At 67.0% G+C, this 22,270-nt stretch carries 21 protein-coding genes and 1 tRNA gene; 9 read left to right on the top strand and 13 right to left on the bottom strand.

The annotated features are described in order from the left end of the window. Positions 1 to 70 precede the first annotated feature (70 nt). From urtE to urtA, 5 genes are all read right to left on the bottom strand, one after another. The gene (urtE, locus tag BMW90_RS10940; RefSeq protein WP_074836575.1) at positions 71 to 766 is read right to left on the bottom strand and encodes an urea ABC transporter ATP-binding subunit UrtE; all 696 of its coding nucleotides are present in this window, start codon (positions 764 to 766) and stop codon (positions 71 to 73) included. A gap of 4 nt (positions 767 to 770) precedes the next feature. Next, positions 771 to 1,511 (bottom strand): urea ABC transporter ATP-binding protein UrtD, encoded by a 741-nt coding sequence (urtD, locus tag BMW90_RS10935; protein ID WP_048528944.1) that lies wholly within the window; start codon positions 1,509 to 1,511, stop codon positions 771 to 773. Next, positions 1,508 to 2,740: an urea ABC transporter permease subunit UrtC gene (urtC, locus tag BMW90_RS10930; protein WP_074836574.1), complete on the bottom strand. Its 1,233-nt coding sequence runs from the start codon at positions 2,738 to 2,740 to the stop codon at positions 1,508 to 1,510. Before urtC ends, urtD begins: the two co-directional genes overlap by 4 nt. Before the next feature lie 124 nt (positions 2,741 to 2,864). Continuing rightward, positions 2,865 to 4,847, bottom strand: a complete 1,983-nt coding sequence (gene urtB / locus BMW90_RS10925) for an urea ABC transporter permease subunit UrtB (RefSeq protein WP_074836573.1) — start codon at positions 4,845 to 4,847, stop codon at positions 2,865 to 2,867. Between the two features lie 69 nt (positions 4,848 to 4,916). Next, positions 4,917 to 6,203 carry an urea ABC transporter substrate-binding protein gene (gene urtA, locus BMW90_RS10920; protein ID WP_048528940.1) on the bottom strand — a complete coding sequence of 429 codons (1,287 nt, stop codon included), beginning with the start codon at positions 6,201 to 6,203 and terminating at the stop codon, positions 4,917 to 4,919. Between the two features lie 355 nt (positions 6,204 to 6,558). On the opposite strand from urtA, the gene BMW90_RS10915 reads away from it, so the two are divergent. From BMW90_RS10915 to ureG, 8 genes are all read left to right on the top strand, one after another. Then, the gene (locus BMW90_RS10915) at positions 6,559 to 7,443 is read left to right on the top strand and encodes an urease accessory protein UreD (RefSeq protein WP_083416018.1); all 885 of its coding nucleotides are present in this window, start codon (positions 6,559 to 6,561) and stop codon (positions 7,441 to 7,443) included. Between the two features lie 4 nt (positions 7,444 to 7,447). Then, positions 7,448 to 7,750 carry an urease subunit gamma gene (locus tag BMW90_RS10910; RefSeq protein ID WP_048528939.1) on the top strand — a complete coding sequence of 101 codons (303 nt, stop codon included), beginning with the start codon at positions 7,448 to 7,450 and terminating at the stop codon, positions 7,748 to 7,750. A 47-nt stretch (positions 7,751 to 7,797) separates the two neighbouring features. Continuing rightward, complete coding sequence (locus BMW90_RS26670) at positions 7,798 to 7,965, top strand: hypothetical protein (RefSeq protein ID WP_170850536.1); 168 nt, start codon at positions 7,798 to 7,800, stop codon at positions 7,963 to 7,965. After that, positions 7,962 to 8,267, top strand: a complete 306-nt coding sequence (locus tag BMW90_RS10905) for an urease subunit beta (RefSeq protein ID WP_074836572.1) — start codon at positions 7,962 to 7,964, stop codon at positions 8,265 to 8,267. The genes BMW90_RS26670 and BMW90_RS10905 overlap by 4 nt, the downstream gene beginning before the upstream one ends. A gap of 1 nt (position 8,268) precedes the next feature. Beyond that, a complete protein-coding gene (gene ureC, locus BMW90_RS10900; protein ID WP_074836571.1) occupies positions 8,269 to 10,029 on the top strand; it encodes an urease subunit alpha in 1,761 nt (586 codons plus the stop codon). A gap of 80 nt (positions 10,030 to 10,109) precedes the next feature. Continuing rightward, a complete protein-coding gene (locus tag BMW90_RS10895; protein WP_074836570.1) occupies positions 10,110 to 10,574 on the top strand; it encodes an urease accessory protein UreE in 465 nt (154 codons plus the stop codon). Beyond that, complete coding sequence (locus BMW90_RS10890) at positions 10,564 to 11,205, top strand: urease accessory protein UreF (protein ID WP_074836569.1); 642 nt, start codon at positions 10,564 to 10,566, stop codon at positions 11,203 to 11,205. The genes BMW90_RS10895 and BMW90_RS10890 overlap by 11 nt, the downstream gene beginning before the upstream one ends. Next, positions 11,202 to 11,834, top strand: coding sequence for an urease accessory protein UreG (ureG, locus tag BMW90_RS10885; protein WP_074836568.1), 633 nt, complete (start codon positions 11,202 to 11,204; stop codon positions 11,832 to 11,834). Before BMW90_RS10890 ends, ureG begins: the two co-directional genes overlap by 4 nt. Before the next feature lie 248 nt (positions 11,835 to 12,082). Here the strand turns inward: ureG and BMW90_RS10880 are convergent, their stop codons facing one another. From BMW90_RS10880 to nadA, 4 genes are all read right to left on the bottom strand, one after another. Beyond that, positions 12,083 to 14,296, bottom strand: a complete 2,214-nt coding sequence (locus tag BMW90_RS10880; RefSeq protein WP_074836567.1) for an NADP-dependent isocitrate dehydrogenase — start codon at positions 14,294 to 14,296, stop codon at positions 12,083 to 12,085. Between the two features lie 259 nt (positions 14,297 to 14,555). Continuing rightward, the gene (gene nadC / locus BMW90_RS10875) at positions 14,556 to 15,407 is read right to left on the bottom strand and encodes a carboxylating nicotinate-nucleotide diphosphorylase (protein WP_048528924.1); all 852 of its coding nucleotides are present in this window, start codon (positions 15,405 to 15,407) and stop codon (positions 14,556 to 14,558) included. Then, complete coding sequence (locus tag BMW90_RS10870; protein WP_074836566.1) at positions 15,404 to 16,975, bottom strand: L-aspartate oxidase; 1,572 nt, start codon at positions 16,973 to 16,975, stop codon at positions 15,404 to 15,406. The genes nadC and BMW90_RS10870 overlap by 4 nt, the downstream gene beginning before the upstream one ends. Before the next feature lie 5 nt (positions 16,976 to 16,980). Then, entirely contained in the window at positions 16,981 to 18,030 is a 1,050-nt protein-coding gene (gene nadA, locus BMW90_RS10865) for a quinolinate synthase NadA (protein WP_074836565.1), read from the bottom strand. A 209-nt stretch (positions 18,031 to 18,239) separates the two neighbouring features. Between nadA and BMW90_RS10860 the strand changes: the two genes are divergently transcribed. Continuing rightward, positions 18,240 to 18,315, top strand: a tRNA-Thr gene (locus tag BMW90_RS10860). 70 nt (positions 18,316 to 18,385) lie between these two features. Here the strand turns inward: BMW90_RS10860 and BMW90_RS10855 are convergent. From BMW90_RS10855 to BMW90_RS10840, 4 genes are read right to left on the bottom strand one after another with little or no spacing between them, the layout of a single operon-like run. Then, positions 18,386 to 19,180 carry an ABC transporter ATP-binding protein gene (locus BMW90_RS10855; protein WP_074836564.1) on the bottom strand — a complete coding sequence of 265 codons (795 nt, stop codon included), beginning with the start codon at positions 19,178 to 19,180 and terminating at the stop codon, positions 18,386 to 18,388. Between the two features lie 2 nt (positions 19,181 to 19,182). Then, positions 19,183 to 20,199: a FecCD family ABC transporter permease gene (locus BMW90_RS10850; protein WP_074836563.1), complete on the bottom strand. Its 1,017-nt coding sequence runs from the start codon at positions 20,197 to 20,199 to the stop codon at positions 19,183 to 19,185. Next, entirely contained in the window at positions 20,192 to 21,235 is a 1,044-nt protein-coding gene (locus BMW90_RS10845; protein WP_211568866.1) for a FecCD family ABC transporter permease, read from the bottom strand. The genes BMW90_RS10850 and BMW90_RS10845 overlap by 8 nt, the downstream gene beginning before the upstream one ends. Further along, positions 21,232 to 22,143, bottom strand: a complete 912-nt coding sequence (locus tag BMW90_RS10840) for an ABC transporter substrate-binding protein (RefSeq protein ID WP_074836616.1) — start codon at positions 22,141 to 22,143, stop codon at positions 21,232 to 21,234. The genes BMW90_RS10845 and BMW90_RS10840 overlap by 4 nt, the downstream gene beginning before the upstream one ends. Positions 22,144 to 22,270: the final 127 nt, after the last annotated feature.

Genomic DNA, 22,270 nt, shown 5'->3' with positions numbered 1-22,270 from the left:
CCCGTCCCACCATTCTTGTGAATGTTATGGCGAGAATTTGACAGGCTGTCTCACGATTGCGCGGGCCGGCTCAGACCGAGACATGCTCCAGCAGCACATCGCGTTCGGCGCTGGCGCGGTCCCGCTCGAGCACCACCTCGCCGCGTTTCAGCACCACGAAATGATCGCCGAGACCATAGGCGAAGTCAAAGAACTGCTCGACCAGCACGATCGCCATCTCGCCCTTGCCGCGCAGGTATTTGATCACCTCGCCGATCTGCTGGATGATGTTGGGCTGGATGCCCTCGGTCGGTTCGTCGAGCAAGAGCAGCTTGGGCTTGGCGATCAGCGCGCGGGCAATCGCCAGCTGCTGCTGCTGACCCCCCGAGAGATCGCCGCCCCGGCGGGCGCGCATCTGCTTGAGCACCGGGAACAGCTCGAAGATCTCGTCGGGCACAAAATGCTCCGCGCGCGGCAGACAGGCATACCCGGTTTCGAGGTTCTCCATCACCGTCATCAGCGGAAAGATGTCGCGACCCTGCGGCACATATCCCACGCCTTTCTGCGCCAACACATGCGCCGGCGCCGGCGGGATCACCTCGCCGTCGATCGACAGATCGCCGCCGGCGCGGGGATGGCTGCCGGAGATCGCCTTGAGCAGGCTTGTCTTGCCGACGCCATTGGTGCCCATGACACAGGTCACCTCGCCGGCCCGCGCCTGCATCGAGATGCCGTGCAGGATCTGGCTGTGGCCGTATTTCAGCGTCAGGTCGCGGGTTTCCAGCATCGGCTTACCGTCCGAGATAGACATCGATGACCTCCTTGTTGTTGGTCACGTGGTCGAGCGAGCCTTCGGCCAGCACCGAGCCTTCGTTCAGCACCGTAACCTTGCAGTTCAGGCGGCGGACAAATTCCATGTCGTGCTCGACCACCACCACCGCGTGTTTCCGGGCTGCCTCGACCAGCATCGTCGTGGTCTTTTCGCGTTCCGCCGGGGTCATCCCTGCCGCCGGTTCATCCACCAGAAGCAGGCGCGGATCCTGCGCCAGCAGCATGCCGATCTCGAGCCATTGCTTCTGGCCGTGGCTGAGTTCGCCGGAGAGCCGGGTAAGTTCTTCGGTCAGCCCGATCAGCTCGGCGATCTCCTCGATCCGTTCGGCGCCGCGTTTCGATTTGCGATAGAACAGCACGTCGAAGGGGCCACGCTTGTTGGCCAGCGCCATGGCGAGGTTCTCGCGCACGGTCTGGGCCTCAAACACCGTGGGTTTCTGGAACTTGCGGCCGACGCCGGCGCGGGCGATCTGGCTTTCGCTCATCTTCAGAAGCGAGACGGACTTTTCGCCGAAGAGCACGCGGCCCTCGTCCGGCCGGGTCTTGCCGGTGATGATGTCCATGAAGGTGGTCTTGCCGGCGCCGTTGGGTCCGATGATGGCGCGCAGCTCCGGCTCGCCGATCTGGAAGCTCAGGTTGTTGATCGCCTTGAAGCCGTCGAAGCTGACCGAGACCCCTGACATTTCGAGCAGCGTTGTCATGGCTTGCCCTCCTCCTTGCGTCGTGCGCCGCCGTCGGGTCCGTAATCGCCCACACGGTCGGGGATCGGATGGCGGATGGTGATGTAATCGAAGAGGCCGCCGATGCCCTTGGGGAAGAACAGGGTGACGGCGACGAACGACAGGCCCAGCAACACCAGCCACCAGTCGGTCCACTGGATGGTGTAGAAGCCCAGCGGAATGGCCGGCGCGCCGCCGCCGGTGAACCAGCTCGACAGCAGCGAGACGAAGGCGGCGCCGATCACCGCGCCGTATAGCCGGCCGCGGCCGCCGATCGCCACCCAGACGGCGAGGTAGATCGAGGCGATGGGCGCGATCTCGGCCGGGTTGATGATGCCGGCCTGCGGGTAATACAGCGCCCCGGCAATGCCCGCCACAATGGCGGTCAGGGTGAAGACAAAGAGCTTGTAGCTCTCGACATGGTAGCCGAGGAAGCGGACCCGCGCCTCGTTGTCGCGGATCGCGCGGATCACGCTGCCCATCTTGCCGTCGACCACGACGGCAAAGAGCAGGTAGCCCAGCCCCAAAGCCAGCGCCGAGCCCCAGAAGAAGGCCATCGAGATCATCGCCTGCGGCGTGTCCTCGAAGCCGGGGATGTTTTGCAGGCCGGAGAGGCCGTTGTTGCCCCTGAGCCCGGTGTCGTTCTGAAAGAGGTAGAGCGACAGCGCCAGGGTCATCGCCTGGGTCAGGATCGACAGGTAGACGCCGGTGACGCGGCTGCGGAAGGCGAGCCAGCCGAAGACCAGGGCCAGGAGGCCGGGGACGAGGATGACGGCGATGAGTTGCAGCGGCAGGGAATGCGCGAAACTCCACAGGCCCGGCAGTTCCGAGGCGCCGACCACGCCGAAGATCTGGCCGGCGATAGCGTCGGAAATCTCCTGGGGCGTCGGCGGCAGGGCGCCGGCTTGCAGGCTTTCGAGCACGATGCCCTCGGTGCGGGCATACATCAGCCACATGCCGATGGCATAGCCGCCGATGCCGAAGAAGGCGAAATGGCCAAGCGAGAGAATGCCGCAATAGCCCCAGACCACGTCCATGGCGATGGCGATGAGCGCGAGACAGAGGGTCTTGCCCAGGGTCTTGACGAAGCTGGTGGAGACAAAGCCCACGCCGGTGGCCTCGCTGAGCGCGGTGACCCCGAGGGTGAAAAGCGCCAATGCGGCGAGGAACCACATCACCGACGGGTTGCGGAAGAGGAAGGATCGGGTCATTGGGCTGCGCCTTTCATGTTGCGCCGCCTCTGGCGTCGCCGGGGGCGGGGGCTCTGCCCCCGTCCGCTTGCAGCGGACTCCCCCGCGGTATTTTCGGCAAGAGGAAGGACTGGATGGGTCATGGTCAGTCTCCTGCGGCGCGGCCCTTGAGGGCGACGATGCCCTTGGGACGGAACTGGATGAAGAGGATGATGAAGAGGATCATGTAGGTCTGGGCGGCGAGCGTGTTCGACGGGTTGAAGAACTCGATGCCCTTTTGCAGGAAGCCGATCAGCGTGGCGCCGGCGAGCGTGCCCCAGACATTGCCGACGCCGCCCACGACCACGGTCATGAAGCTCTGCACGATGTAATCGGCGCCCATTTCCGAGGTGACCTTGGCGTAAAGGCCGATGGCGACGCCGGCGATGCCGGCGATGCCCGAGCCGAGGCCGAAGGTCAGCATGTTGATCCGGTCGGGATTGATGCCCATCGACGACGCCATGCGCGGATTCTGCGTCACGGCGCGCACTTCCAGCCCGAGGCGGGTCTTCTTGAGGATGAAGAGCAGCAGACCGAGGAACAGCAGCGCCAGCACGAAGATCGCGATGCGGATATAGGCGATCTGCACCACGTCGTTGAGCACCCAGGCGCCATCGAGCCAGCCCGGCGAGGTCAGCGGGCGGGCCTGGGTGCCGAAGATGTTCTTGGCCAGCTGTTGCAGGGCGATCGAGATGCCGAAGGTGGCGAGCAGCGTCTCGAGCGGGCGGTGGTAGAGCCAGCGGATCACCAGCCGCTCCATCGCGACGCCGGCGGCGAAGGTGACGGCGAAGGCCAGCGGCAGGGCGACCACCAGCGACAGGGTGTAATCGGGCACGAAGAGCTGGACCACATAGCCGGTATAGGCGCCCATCATGATGAATTCGCCATGCGCCATGTTGATCACCCCCATGACGCCGAAGGTGATGGCGAGGCCGATGGCGGCGAGGAAGTAGATCGAGGCCAGCGACACCGCATCCATCGTCAGATCGATGGTCTGGCCGACGCCGACGCGGGTGCGCACGGCGGCCAGCGTGTCCTCGGCGGCCCCGGTGATCGCCGGATCGGTCTCTTCGTAGCTGTCGAAGAAGACATGCGCCGCGAGGGCGGCGTCGATGTCCGCTTCGGTGACCTGTTGCGGCACCGTGCCTTCGGCGGCCAGAGCGGCATAGGCCCTGGCGCGGGCTTCGGCAGTGCCGAGCTGGCCGAGCGGGATGCCGCCGACCCGGCCTCCGGTGATGTTGGCTTCGAGCGCGGCGCGGACCGCGCCGGCATCAACCAGCGGCGGGGCGAGATCGGCATCGACCAGGGCGGCATAGGCGGTGTCGCGGTCGATGCCCTCGCCCGGGGTAAGCACGCGGGCGATATTGCTGTCGCCGGGCAGGGATTGCGCCGCGGCGAAACGCGTGGCGAGGATCTGGTTGAGCACCGCGCGGCCTTCGACGCTGAGGTCGTCGGACAGGGTGCGGATAGCCGTGATCCGGGCTTCGGAAGTGTCGCCGAAACGGGCGGTGAGATAGGTGGCGAGCCGCGCCTTGCGGCTGCGCAGGCCGGCGTCGGTCTCGCCCTCGATCGAGGCGGTCAGCGCGGCGAGCTGCGAGGGATCGGGATTGCGCGAGATCGCGTCGAGCGCGTCGCGGCGGCGGGTGATGTCGGGATCGGAGAGCTGGAACTGCACCAATGCCGCGCCGATCTCGCGCCGGACACCGCCGTTGGGCTTGATGTTCTTCAGGCCGTCGCCGTCCACCTCGGCCAGGACGTCACCGCTGTCGATGTCGGTCAGGGCATAGGCGTCACCGGTTTCCTCGGCATAGAAGAACACCCCATCCGCCTCGCGCTGCCAGACCTCCTTTTCGGCGTAGCGGTTCAGGAAGACCGGCACCTGCGGCAGGCCGGAGGCCGTGAGCGCATCGAGCACCGTGCCAATGGTACGGCGCGACGGTTTGGCGACAAGTGGCGCATGCTCTTGCAGGATCGCTTGCAGGGCGGCGTCGGTGGTGGACGATTGTGAGGAGTTCGGGGCCTGATCCTGCGCCGCTGCCATCAGCGGCAGGCACAGAAGGGTCAGGCACGCGAAAAGAACGCGGTGCATATTCAGGGGCCTGTTCTGTCGAGGAGAGCGGGGGCGCGGCACGATGGCCACGCCCCTCGGGAGGTCAGATCAGTAGTTCGACTTGATCTGGACGCAGGTCGAGGTCTCGGTGTTGTACATGCCGCAGCCGAGGTCTTTCCAATCGGACTTCAGCACCGCCGATTCCGGCAGGAAATCGGTCCAGGCGTCGCCCGGGACTTCCTCGGTCTGGCTGACGATGTCGAATTGTCCGTCCTCGGTGATCTCGCCGATCAGCACCGGCTTGGCCAGGTGATGGTTGGGCAGCATGACCGCGGTGCCGCCGGTCAGGTTCGGGAATTCCTGACCGTACATCGCGGTACGGACGGCATCGACCTCGGTGGTTTCGGCATCGGTGACCGCGTTCACCCACATGTTGAAGCCGATGTAATGGGCCTCCATCGGGTCATTGGTCACACGCTCCGCGCCCATGCGGGCCTTCCAGGTGTCGATGAAGGCGGCATTGGCCTCGGTTTCAGCGGACTGGAAGTAGTTCCAGGCGGCGAGGTGGCCGACGAGGTTGGAGGTGTCGAGGCCCGAGAGCTCTTCCTCACCCACCGAGAAGGCGACGACGGGGATGTCGTCGGCCGAAACGCCGGCGGCGGCCAGTTCCTTGTAAAAGCCGATATTGGCGTCGCCGTTGATCGTCGAGATCACGCCGACCTGCTTGCCATCGGCGCCGAGCGCCACGACATCCGCCACGATGGTGGCCCAGTCCGAATGCCCGAAGGGGGTGTAGTTGACGAAGATGTCCTCCTCGGGGATGCCCTTGGATTTCAGGTAGGATTCCAGGATGTTGTTGGTGGTGCGGGGATAGACGTAATCGGTGCCGAGCAGGGCGAATTTCTCGACGCCGAGCTCTTCGAGGAAGTAATCGGTGGCCGGGATCGCCTGCTGGTTGGGGGCGGCGCCGGTGTAGAAGACGTTCTTGGAGCTTTCCTCGCCTTCGTATTGCACCGGGTAGAACAGCAGGCCGTTCAGCTCTTCGATCACCGGCAGGACGGATTTGCGGCTGACCGAGGTCCAGTTGCCGAAGATCACGTCGACCTCATGCACGCTCAGCAGCTCGCGCGCCTTTTCGGCAAACAGCGGCCAGTCCGAGGCCGGATCGACGACAACCGCTTCAAGCTCGCAGCCCAGCAGGCCGCCGGCGTCGTTCTGCTGTTCGACCAGCATTTCGACGGTGTCTTTCAGCGTGGTTTCGGAAATGGCCATGGTGCCGCTGAGCGAGTGCAGCACGCCGACCTTGATCGGGCAGTCCTGTTGCGCCAGCGCGGGCGCGGCGGCGAACATGCCAAGTGCGGCGATAGAGGTGAATGTCTTGCTGATACGGGTCATATCTTGTCTCTCCCCGCAGAGCGGCTGTGGGGCCATTGCGCCAGCGGGCGCGGCGGCCTACAGAAAGCCCTGCAACGTTCATGTTGCGAAAGTGTGGCGGCCGCTACGAATGCCAGTTCTCTTGGCCGTCACACGCCCTGCGCCGGTTGCCCTAGCGGGATGTCACCGTTGCGTGAGCAAGGACATGAGTTCTGCATTGCGGCGAATGGATCAATTCTGCCGGGAGGATTTCAGGCCGCTCCTCGGCAATTGCCCCATTTCCGGGCGCTGTTAACCACTTTTGTCTAAAAATTAGGCGAAATGGCCCGGCACTTGCTTCCAAACTGCCGCGAATCTGGCCATTGGCGGCGCCCATATGCTCAATCCGCAGCAGATCACGTCATCCAAGCGGAGCAAGCCCATCACCCTGCATCCCCCGATACCCCAAGCGTTTCAGCCGCTTGACGCCCAGCCCCGGGCGCGCGGGGAGATCGTGCTGTCGGCGAAACGCCATGGCGGGCGCAGCGTGATCGACGGGTTGCGCCAGGCCGGCGCGATGAAGGCGCTGTTTCCGCGGGCGGGCGCGATGTTGCAGACGATCTGCATCAATACCGCCGGCGGCGTGACCGGTGGCGACCGACTGTCGCTGACTGCCAGCGCCGGGCCGGGCGCGGCGCTGGGGCTGACGACGCAGGCGGCCGAGCGCGCCTATCGCAGCCGCGACGGCGAATTCGGCCGGGTCGACAGCACGCTTCAGGTGGCTGCCGGTGCGACATTGCATTGGCTGCCGCAGGAACTCATTCTTTATGACGGCTGCGCGCTGCGGCGGCGGTTGAGCGTCGATCTGGCCGCCGATGCACGGCTCTTGATGGTCGAACCGGTGATCTTCGGGCGCGCCGCCATGGGCGAAACCCTGACCGACGCCCGGTTTCACGACCGGATCACCCTGCGCCGGGCGGGCCAGCCGCTTTATTGCGATGCGGTGCGGCTCGAGGGCGACATCAGCCGACAATTGGCCCGGCGCCCGATCGGCGATGGCGCCGGGGCGATGGCCTCGCTGGTCTATGTCGCGCCAGACGCCGAGGCGCATCTGGCCGCCGTCCGCGCCCAGCTTGCCACCTGCGGCGGCGCCAGCCTGCTGGCGCCGGATGTGCTGGTGCTGCGTCTTCTATGCCCTGACAGCCATGTGCTGCGGCAGCATCTGCTGCCGGTGCTGGACCGTCTGTCGGGCGATACCCTGCCTGTTTCCTGGAGATTGTGACCTCATGAACCTGACCCCCCGCGAAAAGGACAAGCTTCTGGTCGCCATGGCGGCCGAGATCGCCCGCAAGCGGCTCGACCGAGGCGTCAAGCTGAACCACCCCGAGGCGATTGCCCTGATCACCGACGCGGTGGTCGAAGGCGCGCGCGACGGCCGGTCTGTCGCCGACATGATGGAGGCGGGCGCGCAGGTGATCACCCGCGACCATTGCATGGAAGGCGTGCCGGAGATGATCCACGAGGTCCAGGTCGAGGCCACCTTTCCCGACGGCACCAAGCTTGTCACCGTCCACAACCCGATCCGCTGACCCGTAGGGTGGGTTTGCAACCCACCGCCCCAACAGGAGAATTCCCCATGACCCGCCTGCTCGCCCCGCTTTTCACCCTAACCCTTTCGACTGCCCCGGCCCTCGCCCATTCCGGCGCCCATCTGCATCCGCATGACTCCGGCAACTGGCTGACCGTTGCAATGGCGCTGGGCCTCATCGCCGTCGCCGCCGCGCTGATGGTGCTGCGCAAATGATCCCGGGCGAGCTCATTCCCGCCGCCGGCACGCTGACGCTCAACCCGGGCGCCGAAGCGCTCACCCTGATGGTCGCCAATACCGGCGACCGCCCGGTGCAGGTCGGCTCGCACTACCACTTTGCCGAGGCCAATCCCGCGCTGGAGTTCGACCGTGACGCCGCGCGCGGGCGACGTCTGGACATTGCCGCCGGCACCGCCGTCCGGTTCGAACCGGGCCAGCGGCGCGAGGTCAGCCTGATCCCGATTTCCGGGGCGCGGCGGATCTTTGGTTTCAATCAACATGTGATGGGAGACCTCTGAGATGCCCGCCACGATCAAACGCTCCGATTACGCCGCCATGTTCGGCCCCACCGTCGGCGACCGCCTGCGGCTGGCCGATACCGACCTGATCATCGAAGTCGAACGCGACCTCACCGCCGAGCAGGCCGGGGCCGCGCTCACCGGGGGCGAGGGTCGGAACGCCCTCGCCTACGGTGAAGAGGTCAAGTTCGGCGGCGGCAAGGTGATCCGTGATGGCATGGGCCAAGCCCAGGTCACGCAGGCCGGCGGTGCGGTGGATACCGTCATCACCAATGCGCTGATCGTGGATCACACCGGCATCGTGAAAGCCGATGTCGGCCTGAAAGACGGCCGGATCGCCGCCATCGGCAAGGCCGGCAACCCCGACACCCAGCCCGGCGTGACCATCATCGTCGGGCCCGGCACCGAGGTAATCGCCGGCGAAGGCCGCATCCTGACCGCCGGCGGTTTCGACAGCCACATTCATTTCATCTGCCCGCAGCAGATCGAGGATGCGCTGCATTCCGGCCTGACCACCATGCTGGGCGGCGGCACCGGCCCGGCGCATGGAACGCTGGCCACCACCTGCACCCCCGGCCCCTGGCATATGGGGCGGATGTTGCAGGCGGCGGACGCCTTTCCGATGAACCTGGCCTTTGCCGGCAAGGGCAATGCCTCACTGCCCGAAGCGCTGGTCGAACAGGTCAAGGGCGGCGCCTGCGCGCTGAAACTGCACGAGGATTGGGGCACCACCCCCGGCGCCATCGACTGCTGCCTGAGCGTGGCCGATGACATGGACGTGCAGGTGATGATCCACACCGATACGCTCAACGAGAGCGGCTTTGTCGAGCACACGGTAAAGGCCATGAAAGGCCGCACCATCCACGCCTTTCACACCGAGGGCGCGGGCGGCGGCCACGCCCCCGATATCATCAAGATCTGCGGCGAAGAGCACGTTCTGCCGTCTTCGACCAACCCGACGCGGCCGTTTACCGTGAACACGCTCGAAGAACATCTCGACATGCTCATGGTCTGTCACCACCTCGACAAGTCGATCCCCGAGGATGTGGCCTTTGCCGAGAGCCGCATCCGGCGCGAAACCATCGCCGCCGAGGACATCCTGCACGACATGGGCGCGTTTTCGATCATCGCGTCGGACAGCCAGGCCATGGGCCGGGTGGGCGAGGTGCTGATCCGCACCTGGCAGACCGCCGACAAGATGAAGAAACAGCGCGGGCGGCTCTCCGAGGAGACCGGCGACAACGACAATTTCCGCGTCCGCCGCTATATCGCCAAATACACCATCAACCCGGCCATCGCGCATGGGCTGTCGCACGAGATCGGCTCGATCGAGGTCGGCAAACGCGCCGACCTGGTGCTCTGGAACCCGGCGTTCTTCGGGGTGAAGCCCGAGATGGTCCTGCTCGGCGGCACCATTGCCTGTGCGCAGATGGGCGATCCCAATGCTTCGATCCCGACGCCGCAGCCGGTCTATTCGCGGCCGATGTGGGGCGCCTATGGCCGTTCGGTCGAGAACTCCGCGGTGACCTTCGTCTCGGCCGCCGCCCAGGCCGAAGGCATCCGCGACACCTGGGGCCTGGCGAAGCAGACCGTGGCGGTGGAAAACACCCGCAAGATCGGCAAGTCGGACCTGAAACTCAACACCGCCACACCTCAGGTCGAGGTGCATCCCGAAACCTACGAGGTGCGCGCCGACGGCGAGCTGCTGACCTGCCAGCCGGCCGAGGTGCTGCCGATGGCGCAAAGGTATTTTCTGTTCTGAGGCCTTCCGGGATGCACTCCCGGCCGGCCTGCCCCCACGCGCGGCGCGTTCCTCTTCTTCCCTTATAACCGGATTAGACCATGTCCCTCCCCGTTACCCAGACCCTGATCCCCCACGTCGACACCTGCACCGACCGCGTGCAGCTCTCCTATGACGACCGGTTCCTGCGCCGCAAGGTGCTGGTCTCGGAGGCCGGCCTGCGCTTTCTCGTCGATCTCGAACACACGACCTCGGTCGATCACGGCCAGGCCTTTGCGCTGCCCGACGGCATCCGGATCGAGGTCATCGCCGCCGCGGAAGACCTCTATGCCGTCACCGGCCCCGATCTCACCCGGCTGGCCTGGCATATCGGCAACCGCCACACCCCCTGCCAGATCGACGACAGCCGACTGCTGATCCAGCGCGACCCGGTGATCGGGCATATGCTCGAACATCTCGGCGCCACGCTGACCGAAGTCACCGAGCCTTTCACCCCGGAGGGCGGCGCCTATGGCCATGGCCGCACCCATGCGCATGAACACGGGCATACGGCCCATGCCCATTGACCTTCTGACCCTGCAACACTGGCTCTCGCCCGCCTTCCCGCTGGGCGCCTTCGCCTATTCGCACGGGCTGGAGAGCGCGATTTCCCGCGGCTGGGTAAACTCCGGCGACAGCCTGCGCGACTGGCTGGCGGCGCTGCTCGAGGACGGCAGCGGCCGGGCTGACGCGGTGCTGGTCTCGCTCGGCTGGCAGGCCGAGGATGCGGCCACGCTCGATCAGGTCGATGCCACGGCGCGGGCCTTTGCCGCTTCGGCCGAGCGGCTGATGGAAGCAGAGCTGCAAGGCGCGGCCTTCTGCAAGACGCTGCGCGATGTCTGGGGCCATGACCTGCCCGACCTGATGCTGCCGGTGGCGCTCGGCCGCGCCGCGCGGCTGGCCGGCCTGCCGCTGGAGCAGACTGGCGCCATGTATCTGCACGCCTTTGCCGCCAACCTGGCCTCGGCGGCGATCCGGCTGGTGCCGCTGGGCCAGACCGAGGGCCAGGCGGCGCTGGCCGCGCTCACCCCGCTCTGCGCCCGGGTCGCCGGCGAGACCGCCGAGGCCACGGCGGACGACCTCTATTCCAATGCCTTCCTGTCGGATGTGGCGGCGATGGCGCATGAAACCCTGCAACCAAGGATCTTTCGCTCATGACCCGGATGAACGGACCCCTCCGCATCGGCATCGGCGGCCCCGTCGGCGCCGGCAAGACCACGCTGACCGCCAAACTGGCAGGGCTGATGCATCCCGGCTATTCGATCGGGGTGATCACCAATGACATCTACACCCAGGAGGACGCCGAGGCGCTGATGCGCATGCAGGTGCTGCCGGGCGACCGGGTGATGGGGGTGGAGACCGGCGGCTGCCCGCATACCGCGATCCGCGAGGATGCCTCGATCAACCTCGCCGCCATCGCCAAGATGCGCCAACGCCACGCGGATCTCGAAGTGGTGCTGGTGGAATCGGGCGGCGACAACCTGTCCGCCACCTTCTCGCCTGAGCTTGCCGATTTCACCATCTACGTGATCGACGTCGCCGCCGGCGAGGAGATTCCGCGCAAGGGCGGGCCGGCGATCACCAAGTCGGACCTGCTGATCATCAACAAGACCGACCTGGCGCCGCATGTCGGCGCCTCGCTCGAGGTGATGGAGCGGGATGCGACACGGATGCGCCAGGGACGGCCATTTCTCTTTACCGCGCTGCGCCATGACCGGGGACCGGACGAGGTGCTCAAGGCGATCTGCGCGCTGGCCGGGCTGCGCGAGCTGGCTTGTGTGGCGTGAGGTCGCGCCCCGGACCTGATCCGGGGCCTCATGGCGGGCGGCGAGGTCCCGGGTCAGGCCCGGGACGGGTGCCGCGAAGGTCGATCGAAAATCTCGCCTTTTGAAAGACGTCGGCACAGGCCGCGCGAGTGCCGGTCTGCGGAATGGCGATCGTCGGGCGCCTTCGGGGCCGTTCGCGCGCGGGTGCCGCCGCCATGAAAAAGCCGCCCGGGTCCCCCCGGACGGCTTTCGTGGATTTCGAGCCCTGATCAGCCGATGATCGCGTTCAGCGTCTTGCTCGGGCGCATCACCTCGGCTTTCTGCTCGTCGCTCGGCTTGTAGTAGCCGCCGATTTCCGCCGCCTGGCCCTGCGCCGCGGCCAGTTCGCCGGTGATCTCGGCTTCCTTGGCGCCCAGCTCTTCGGCCAGCGGCTTGAAATGCACCGCCAGCTCGGCGTCCTTGGTCTGCGCCGCCAAAGCTTCGGCCCAGTAACGGGCGAACCAGTAGTGGCTGTCGCGGTTGTCCGGCTGGCCCACCTTGCGCGAGGGCGAGCGGTCATTGTCGAGAATGCCCTGCGTGGCTTCCTCGGCGGCTTCGCCCAGAACACCGGCCTTGTCGTTGCCCTGGCTGTCGGCGAGGAACTTCAGGCTTTCGCCCAGGGCGCAGAACTCACCCATCGAATCCCAGCGCAGGTGGTTTTCCTCGACCAGCTGCTGTACGTGCTTCGGCGCTGAGCCGCCGGCACCGGTTTCGAACAACCCGCCGCCGTTCATCAGCTTGACGATCGACAACATCTTGGCCGAGGTGCCGAGCTCGAGGATCGGGAACAGGTCGGTCAGATAGTCGCGCAGCACGTTGCCGGTGATGGCGATGCTGTCCTTGCCGGCGGTGATGGTCTCGAGCGAGGCGCGGGTCGCTTCGCGCGGCGCCAGGATCTCGAACTTGTCGGCAACGCCCTTGGCTTCAAGGATCGGGGTCACGTATTTGATCAGCTCGGCATCATGCGCCCGGGTCTCGTCGAGCCAGAAGATCGCCTGCGCCCCGGTGAGCCGCTGGCGGTCCATCGCCAGTTGCACCCAGTTCTCGATCGGCGCCTTCTTGGTGGTGCAGGCGCGCCAGATGTCGCCGGCCTCGACGTCATGGGAATGCAGCACATCACCGTTCTCCAGCACGATGCGCATCGTGCCCTCGGCTTCGGCCTCGAAGGTGGTGGGATGCGAGCCGTATTCCTCGGCCTTCTGCGCCATCAGGCCGACGTTCTGCACCGAGCCTGCGGTCGCCGGGTCGAGCGCGCCGTTTTCCTTGAAGAACTTGATGCTCTCGTCATAGACCGGAGCATAGGAGTTGTCGGGGATGACGCAGTTGCTGTCGCCCTCGTTGCCATCAGGGCCCCAGCCCTTGCCACCGGCACGGATCAGCGCCGGCATCGAGGCGTCGATGATCACGTCGGACGGCACGTGCAGGTTGGTGATGCCCTTGTCCGAGTTCACCATGTACATCGGCGGGCGTTGCTCGCGCACCTCTTCGATCGCCGCCAGGATCTCGGGCTTGTCCTTGACCCGCTCGAGCAGGTCACCCAGACCGGAGTTGGGGTTCACACCCGCCGCCTTCAGCGCATCGCCGTGCTTCTCGAACACCGGGGCCAGCCAGGCCCTGACCGCGTGGCCAAAGATGATCGGGTCCGAGACCTTCATCATCGTCGCCTTCAGGTGCAGCGAGAACAGCGTGCCGTCGGCCTTGGTCTCTTCGATCTGCTTGGCCAGGAAATCCGAAAGCGCCCGGGCCGACATGAAGCTCGCATCGACGACCGCGCCCGCCTCCAGCGGCCAGCCGTCCTTCAGCACCTTGGTGCTGCCGTCCTTGCCGACGAATTCGATTTTTGCCGTGCCGGCCTGCTCAGCGGTCAGCGTGGCCGAGACCTCGTTCGAGCGGAAATCATTGCCGTCCATCGACGACACCTTGGTCTTGCTGTCGGCCGACCATTTGCCCATGCGGTGCGGGTTCTTCTGAGCGTCGTTCTTGACTGCCTTGGCGGCGCGCCGGTCGGAGTTGCCCTCGCGCAGCACCGGGTTCACCGCCGAGCCCTTGATCCCGTCGTAGCGCGCGCGCACGTCCTTCTCGGCGTCGGTCTGCGGATCCTCGGGATAATCCGGCAGCGCATATCCCTGCGCCTGCAACTCCTTCACCGCCGCCACCAGCTGCGGCACCGAGGCCGAGATGTTGGGCAGCTTGATGACATTGGCGCCGGGCTGTTTCACCAGCTCGCCCAATTCGGCCAGATCGTCGGACTGGCGCTGCGCCTCGGTCAGGTTCTCCGGGAAGGTCGCGATGATCCGGCCTGCCAGCGAAATATCCTTGGTGCCAACCGTGATCCCGGCCGCCGAGGCGAACTTGCGGATGATCGGCAGGAAGGAGGCGCTGGCCAGCTCCGGCGCTTCGTCTACAATGGTATACAGTATCTCGGGGGACTTTGTTTCGGCCATGATGTATTGCCTTTTTTCTGACAGTGGAAACGCTTGCGGCTCTGGCGTGTGGCGGTCGGCAGGAAAGCCAGGCCCTCGCCTGGACGCAACCGGGGTATCGCCAAATACTTCGATCACTGGTCGCATAGACCAGCCCCGCCCGCGTTTCAACCGGACAAAGCCGCGCGGCACCATCGCAGCCCGCGCCCCGGACGTGATCCGGGGCCCCCTGGCTGGCCGAGAGGGGCCGGGACGGGCAAGTCCCGGGTCCAGCGCCGGTTCAGAAGTCGAGGCCGAGGTCCAGGGTCTGCGCCGAATGGGTAAGCGCGCCGGAAGAGATGTAATCCACTCCGGTCGCCGCCACTTCGGCGATCCGGTCGAGCCGCATGTTGCCGGAGGCCTCGGTCACCAGCCGCCCCGACACCAGCGCCACGGCTTCGCGCAGGGTCGCGCTGTCCATATTGTCGAGCAGCACGACATCGGCGCCGCCGGTCTCGAGCACCTCCGCAAGCTGGTCCAGTGTATCGACCTCGATCTCGACGCGCATCATGTGGCTGGCCCGCGCCTTGCAGGCCTCGAGCACCGGGCGCACGCCACCGGCGGCGGCGATGTGATTGTCCTTGATCAGGATCGCATCCGACAGCGAGAAGCGGTGGTTGAAGCCGCCGCCATGCAACACGGCCAGTTTCTCGACGATGCGCAGTCCAGGCGTGGTCTTGCGGGTGCAGGTGATGCGGGTCGCGGTGCCGGCGGTCTCTGCCACAAAGGCCGCGGTCAGGCTGGCGATGCCCGAAAGCCGCCCGGCAAAGTTCAGCGCCACGCGCTCGGCGGTCAGGATCGCGGCGGCGTCGCCCGCGATCTCCATCAGCACGTCGCCCGGCACGCAGGGGCTGCCATCCGTCAGGCGGGTCACCGGCGCCAGCGCGGGATCGACCAGCCGAAAGGCCAGCGCCGCCACCTGCATGCCCGAAACGACCCCCGCCTCGCGCGCGGTCAGCCGGGCGGTGTAGCTGGTGCCGGCGGGGATCACGGTGCGGGTGGTGATATCGCCGTAGCTGCCCAGATCCTCGGCCAGCGCCATGCGCAGCATCGGTTCCAGCACCAGATCGGGAAGGGATGTATGGGCGGTCATGCGATTTCCTCTTCTGCCACCTTGCGCCGCAGGGCCAGCGCCTCGGTCAGGGTGATCCGGCTGCGCCGCGCGTCCGGGGCGGCGGCCGGAAAATCCTCGCGGAAATGCGCGCCGCGGCTTTCCTCGCGCAACAGCGCGGCCGCAGCGATCAGCGTCGCGGTGGCGGTCATGTTTCTGAATGTCGGGCTGGTGCCGAACGTGGCCTCCAGCCGGGCGATTTCGGTCAGGGCGCGGCGCAGCCCGCCGGCGGTACGGATCACGCCGACATGGCTCGTCATCGCCGCCCGCAGCCGTGCCACCGCGCGCTCATCGGGCGCTTGCCCGCCCTTCTCGAAGGTCAGCGTCACCTCCGGGGCGGGGTCCGTGTCGGGGGCCAGCGTCGCGGCGATGCCCAGCGCGCAGTTGCGGGCATAGACCAGCGCCTCGAGCAGCCCGTTCGAGGCCAGCCGGTTGGCGCCATGCAGCCCGGTCGAGGCCGCCTCGCCGCAGGCCCAGAGATTGCCGAGACTGGCCCGGCCCTCGGCGTCGGTGTCGATGCCACCCATGTGGTAATGCGCCGCCGCCGCCACCGGGATCGGCTGGGTCGCCGGGTCGATGCCGGCCCGCAGGCAGGCCTCGGCCACTCCCGGAAACAGTGTCAGGATGCGTGCGCCCAGGGCCTCGCGCGTGTCGAGCGCCGGCGCCAGCCCGGCCTGGGTCTGGGCATAGACGGCGCGCGCGACGACATCGCGGGGGGCCAGCTCGGCGTCGGGATGGGCCGCGACCATGAAGCGTGACCCGTCGCGGTTGATCAGCACTGCGCCTTCGCCGCGCAGCGCCTCGGTGGCCAGCGGTGCCGGATCCTCGCCCGAGGCGATGGCCGTGGGATGGAACTGGACGAACTCCGGGTCGGCGATCACCGCGCCGGCGCGGGCCGCCATGCCGATCACCTGGCCTCTGATGCGGCGCGGATTGGTGGTCAGCGCATAGAGCCCGCCCGAGCCGCCTCCGGCCAGCAGGACCGCCGATCCGCGAAGGGTCAGCGGCGCCGAGCCCTGATCGCAGGCGCGCGCCAGCGTGACACCGGTGACCCGGCCGTCGGCGACCTCGAGGCCGGTGGCCAGCACGCCTTCGATCACCTGCACCGAGGGCGTCGCCCGCACCTGCGCCACCAGCGCCTTCATGATCTCGGCCCCGGCCTGATCGCCCTTGACCCGCACCACCCGGGCAAAGGAATGCGCCGCCTCGCGCGAAAGCACGTACCCGCCCGCCGCCGTACGGTCGAAAGGCGCGCCAAGCTCGGTCAGATCGAGGATATGCTCGCGCGCCGCGCGCGCAATCTGATCGGCCACCGCGCCATCGACAATCCCGGCACCCGCGCTGACGGTATCGCCGGCATGGGCCTCTGGGCTGTCGGCCGGGTCCATCGCCGCCGCCACGCCGCCCTGCGCCCAGGCCGAGCTTGCGCCTTCACCCAGCGGCTCGGGCGAGATCATCACCACCGGGTGCGGCGCCAGTTTCAGCGCCGCGTAAAGCGCGCCCAGCCCGGCGCCGATGATGACAGTGCGGCCGGTCTCGACCACCTGCACCCGGATCAGAGCCCCAGCTTGCGCGACAGGTCGATCATCCGCTCGACCGCGACACGGGCGTTTTCGGCGATGGCCGGATCAACCTCGACCGGCTCGGTCATCGTGTGCAGCGACCAGAGCACCTTTTCCAGCGTGATCATCTTCATGTAGGGGCAGGCATTGCAGGGCTTGGTCAGCTCGACCTCGGGCAGTTCCTCGGCCACATTGGCAGCCATCGAACATTCGGTCACCAGCATCACCTTTTCGGGGCGGTTCTGCCGCACCCAGTCGACCATGCCGGTGGTCGAGCCGGTGAAATCAGCGGCCTGCACCACGTCGGGCTTGCATTCGGGGTGGGCCACGATCTTGGTGCCCGGATTGGCATCGCGATAGGCGTTCAGCTCATCGGCGGTATAAAGCTCGTGCACCACGCAGGAACCGGGCCAGTAGACGACCTTCTTCGAGCTCTGCGCCGCAACGTTCTGGGCCAGATACTGGTCGGGCGTCATGATGACGGTGTCGCTTTCCATCGCCTCGACGATTTGCAGCGCATTGGCCGAGGTGCAGCAGATGTCCGACGCCGCCTTGACCTCGGCGGTGGTGTTGACATAGCTCACCACCGGCGCGCCGGGGTATTTCGCCCGCATCTCGGCGATGCCGTCTGCGGTGATCGATTCGGCCAGCGAACAGCCGGCGTTCATGTCGGGCATCAGGACGGTCTTGGACGGGTTCAGGATCTTCGAGGTCTCGGCCATGAAATGCACGCCGCATTGCACGATCACATCGGCCTCGACCTCCTTGGCCTTGACCGCCAGAGCCAGGCTATCACCCACCACGTCGGAAATGCCGTGAAAGATCTCAGGCGTCATGTAGTTATGCGCCAGGATCACCGCATTCCGCTCTTTTTTCAAGCGGTTGATCGCCGCCACATAGGGCGCGTACATCGCCCAGTCGGGGAGGGTGAGCGAGGGCTTCATCGGCGCATAGAGCGCGGCCATGTCTTCGGCGAGATCGAGCGAGGGGGCGAGATCATAATGTTCGGCAAGCGTGCTGCGCATGTCGAGGTGATCGAGCATCGGAGATGTCCTTTGCCAAGGGGCAGGGCCAAGGGCCCGAGATACAAGAGCGGCTTACATATGTCGGATGTGACCCAAGGTCAAAAGCCTGTTTCCACGAGACCGGGGAATATCGCCTCTGCCCCGGTGTGTCACGGCTTCCCTCGGGTGCCCGAGAGGCGAAACGCGGCTTGCAAGGGGCCTGGGCCGGTGCTAATTGCCTGACCGGCGCCGGTGTAGCTCAGCTGGTAGAGCACGTCATTCGTAATGATGGGGTCGTAGGTTCGAGTCCTATCACCGGCACCATTTTCCAAGCACCTCAAGGGATCTCGGGGCAGACCGCCACCGCCTGCCGGCCCGGGCCCGGCCGAAGGGGTCAGCCGGCGGCCGCCAAGGCACCGGTACGGGGCTGGCAGGGATAGGGCACCGGGGTGCCGCTGACCGGATCGGGGTAGATTTCGACCGCGATCTCGTAGACCTCGGCGACAAGTTCGGCCGTCACCACCTCGGCCGGGGCGCCCTGGGCCACGATCGCACCATCCTTCATGACCACCAGGTGATCGGCATACCGGGCCGCCTGGGCGATGTCATGCAGCACCGCGACACAGGTACGGCCCTCGGCGGCGAGGCTCCGGATCAGCGTGAGCACCTGCACCTGGTGCTGGATGTCGAGCCAGTTCGTCGGCTCGTCGAAGAGCATCGCCGGGGTGTCCTGGGCCAGCAGCATGGCGAGAAAGGCGCGCTGGCGCTGGCCGCCCGAGAGGCTGGCCACCGGCGCCTGCGCCAGATGCGCCAGATCCATGCGGTGCAGCGCCCGGGCGACATGGGCGCGGTCTGTGTCGCTGGCGATGCCCAGCAGGCTTTGATGCGGCGCACGGCCATAGCCGGCCAGATCGGCGACGCTGATCCCGGCCGGAGCGATGTTTTCCTGCGGCAGGAGCGCGATCCGCCGGGCGAGGTCTTTCTGGCTCAGCCCCGCGGCCGCGCGCCCGCCGATCCGCACCGCGCCGGAGAGCGGCGCAAGCTGGCGCGAGATCATCCGCAACAGGGTCGATTTCCCGCAGCCGTTGGGGCCGATGAGAGCGGAAAACCGGCCCTCGGCAAAGGTGAGCGTGGTCGGCGCCAGCCGAAACGACGTGTAGCCCGCGACGGCGTTCTCGAGGTCGATCATGCCTATATCCTCCGGTCTTCGGCGATCAGCAGCCAGATGAAAAACGCCGCCCCCATCAGCGCGGTGAGAATACCGGCCGAGATCTCGAGCGGCGGGCGGATGGCGCGGCCCAGGGTATCGGCACCCACGGTCAGCACGGCGCCGAACAGCGCGGCGGTGGGCAGCATGATCCGGTGCCGGCCACCGACAAGCCGGGTGGCGACATGCGGCGCCATCAGCCCGACAAAGCCGAGCACGCCGACCACGCTGACGGCGACCGAAGCCAGGATCACCGCCGCCAGCAGCGCCAGCGTCCGCTCCAGCCCGATCCGCACACCGAGGCCGGCGGCGCGACGCGGCCCCAACGCCTGAAGATCGAGACGGAAAGCCAGGATCAGGGCAGCGGCCGCCAGCGTCAGCAGCACCGGCGCGACGCTGGCCAGATGGGTCCAGCCCCGGCCCCAGAGACTGCCGGTCAGCCAGATCAGCGGCGCCGAGGATTCCGGCCCGGTGTTGGCCACCAGAAGCGCATCGACCCCGGCGTCCAGCGTCAGCCCGACGGCAAGCCCGACAAGCGTCAGCTGCCGGGGGTCGATATCGCCGCGCTGTGCGCACCACCAGACCAGCGCCCCGGCCATCAGCCCGCCCAGCGCCGCCGGGACCGGCAGCAGCGAATGTGGCAGCGCCGGGATGTAGAAGGCGGTGACCAGCACGGCAAAGGCCGCGCCAGAGTTGATTCCGACGATCTTGGGGCTGGCCAGCGGATTGCGCATCAAGGCCTGGATCAACGCCCCCGAGAGCGCCAGAGCGCCGCCGGCCAGCGCCGCCAGCAGGGCGCGCGGCAGGCGCGATTGCAGCACGATGAAATCCTGCCGGGGCCCGTCGCGGCCCAGCAGGCTGTTGACCACGGTCTCGATCTCGAGCGGTATGGCGCCGGCAAAGAGACCGGCGAACATCAGCACCGGCAAGAGCGCGCCAAGCAGCGCCAGCGTGACCGGACCGCGCAGGCCGGGGAACTCGGGGCGCCGGGCGTCAGACATGGGCGGTGCCCGACCGGCGCAGAACCGACACCAGCAGCCAGGGCGCGCCCAGCATCGCCACGACGATGCCGACGGGGGCTTCCTCGGCCTGCGGCAAGAGCTTGGACAGCGCATCGGCCCAGATGGTGAGCGTGGCACCGATCAACACCACGACCGGCAGCAGCCGGCGGTGATCGGCGCCGCACAGCCAGCGCGCGATATGCGGCGCCACCAGACCGACAAAGGCAATCGGCCCGGCCACCGAAATCGACACCCCGGTCAACAGCGCGGCAAGCACGGTGCCCTGCACCAGGGTCGCCCGCGGATCGAAGCCCAGCCCGTGGCTGGCGGCATGGCCCATGGCCATCAGGTTCAACCGATGCGCCATGAGATAGGCCAGCCCCAGCCCCGGCACTGCAAAGGCCAGCAGCCGCAGCGCCGCATCGATCCGCAGGTCGGCGATGTCGCCGACCGTCCAGCGCACCACTTCTCGGGCGATGTCATCCTCCAGCGTGTAGCCCAGCCGCACCGCGGAAAAGCCGATGGCGCCGACCGCGACGCCGCCGAGGATCAACCGCATCGAGTCGATCCGCCCCGAGACCAGACCGGCAATCGCGAAGGTCAGGCAGGCCGCCGCCAGTCCGAAGACCGACGCCAGGAGCCAGCCCGGCACCACCGCCAGCGCCGGAACGGTGAGCCCCAGGACGATGCCCAGCGCCGCGCCCTGGTTGATCCCCAGGATCGCCGGCGAGGCCAGCGGATTGCGCGTCACCGCCTGCAACAGAAGGCCCGCCACCCCGAGATTGATCCCGAGACCTGCCGCGGCCAGCGTCCGCGGCAGGCGAATGTCGCGCATCGTCTGTTCCGCCGGGCTGGCGGCCTCCCCGGCAAAGAGCCCGGCCAGCTGCGCCAGCCCCACATCGTCGCGGCCGCCGGTCAACAGCGAGGCCAGCGCCCCCGCGGCGAGGACGCAGGTCAGGACCGCCCCGCGCATCCCGCCCCGGGAGAGGCGGATACGCGACGGGCGACCGGTGCGGCTGAACGTCAGGTCGGTCACTTCAGCGTGGCGGCAATGTCGCGGATGTCAGCCGCGATCTCTTCGGCGGTCAGCATGCCACGGGCACGCGACCACAGGTCAGACGACACATTGAACAACCGGCCACGCTCGACCGCGTCGATCTGCTGCCACAGGCTGTCGGCGTTCCAGTCCTGATCGAGGGTGCGGCCATCGCCACTCTTGCCGAGAATGAGCAGCCCCGGATCAAGCGCCGAAAGCTGTTCCAGCGTGGTCTTCTGGTACAGCTCGCCATAGCTGTCGGAGCCGGTCAGCGGCATGGCCGGGGCAAAGCCGAAGCTGGCCAGCAGACTGCCGACATAGGATTTCGGGCTGTGCAGCCAGAGGCCATTGGCGTTGATCACCCCAAACTGCGCGTCATCGCCCTGCGTCTGCTCCGAGACGTCGGCCCGCAGCGCATCCATGCGGGCGCCGTGGCCGGCCTGGAAAGCGTCCATTTCCTCGGCCCGGCCAAGCGCGGTGCCGATCTCATCGGCGACGGCCAGCATGTCCTCGTAATCGCCGGTAAGACTGTCATAGACGACGGTCGGCGCGATCTGGCCGAGAGTCTCGTAGACCGCTGCATGGCGCGACTTGTCGGCAATGATCAGATCCGGCTGAAGCGAGGCGATGATCTCGAGGTTCGGCGTCTTGCGGGTGCCGACGCTGGTCCAGTCGTCGCCGATCCGCTCTGACCAGACCGGCTGGACCCGGTCGCGCTGATCGTCATCGGCGATGCCCACCGGCGCAAGGTTCAGCGCCGCGAGCGCGTCGATAAAGGAAAACTCCAGCACGACAATGCGCTCGGGGCTGTCAGGCACGTCAGTGGTGCCAAGCTCATGGGTCACGTCACGCGCCTGGGCCGCGCCGGCGGCCAGGGCAAGCGCAAGGAAAACAGTGGGGAATTTCATGAAATCTGCCTGCGGTTCGAGGGGTGGAGACATCCGCCTCCTTAATTCCGATTTATTTAGTCGGATATTGCGCCCCGGTCAAACCGTTTCGCTCAGGAATTCCGGCCACCCCAGGCCGGAACGCCTG

The organism is Marinovum algicola (assembly GCF_900109145.1).
In the GTDB taxonomy this organism is placed as follows: domain Bacteria; phylum Pseudomonadota; class Alphaproteobacteria; order Rhodobacterales; family Rhodobacteraceae; genus Marinovum; species Marinovum algicola.
The sequence above is the reverse complement of the archived record's forward strand: the minus strand, read 5'-3'. Positions and strand labels throughout refer to the sequence as shown.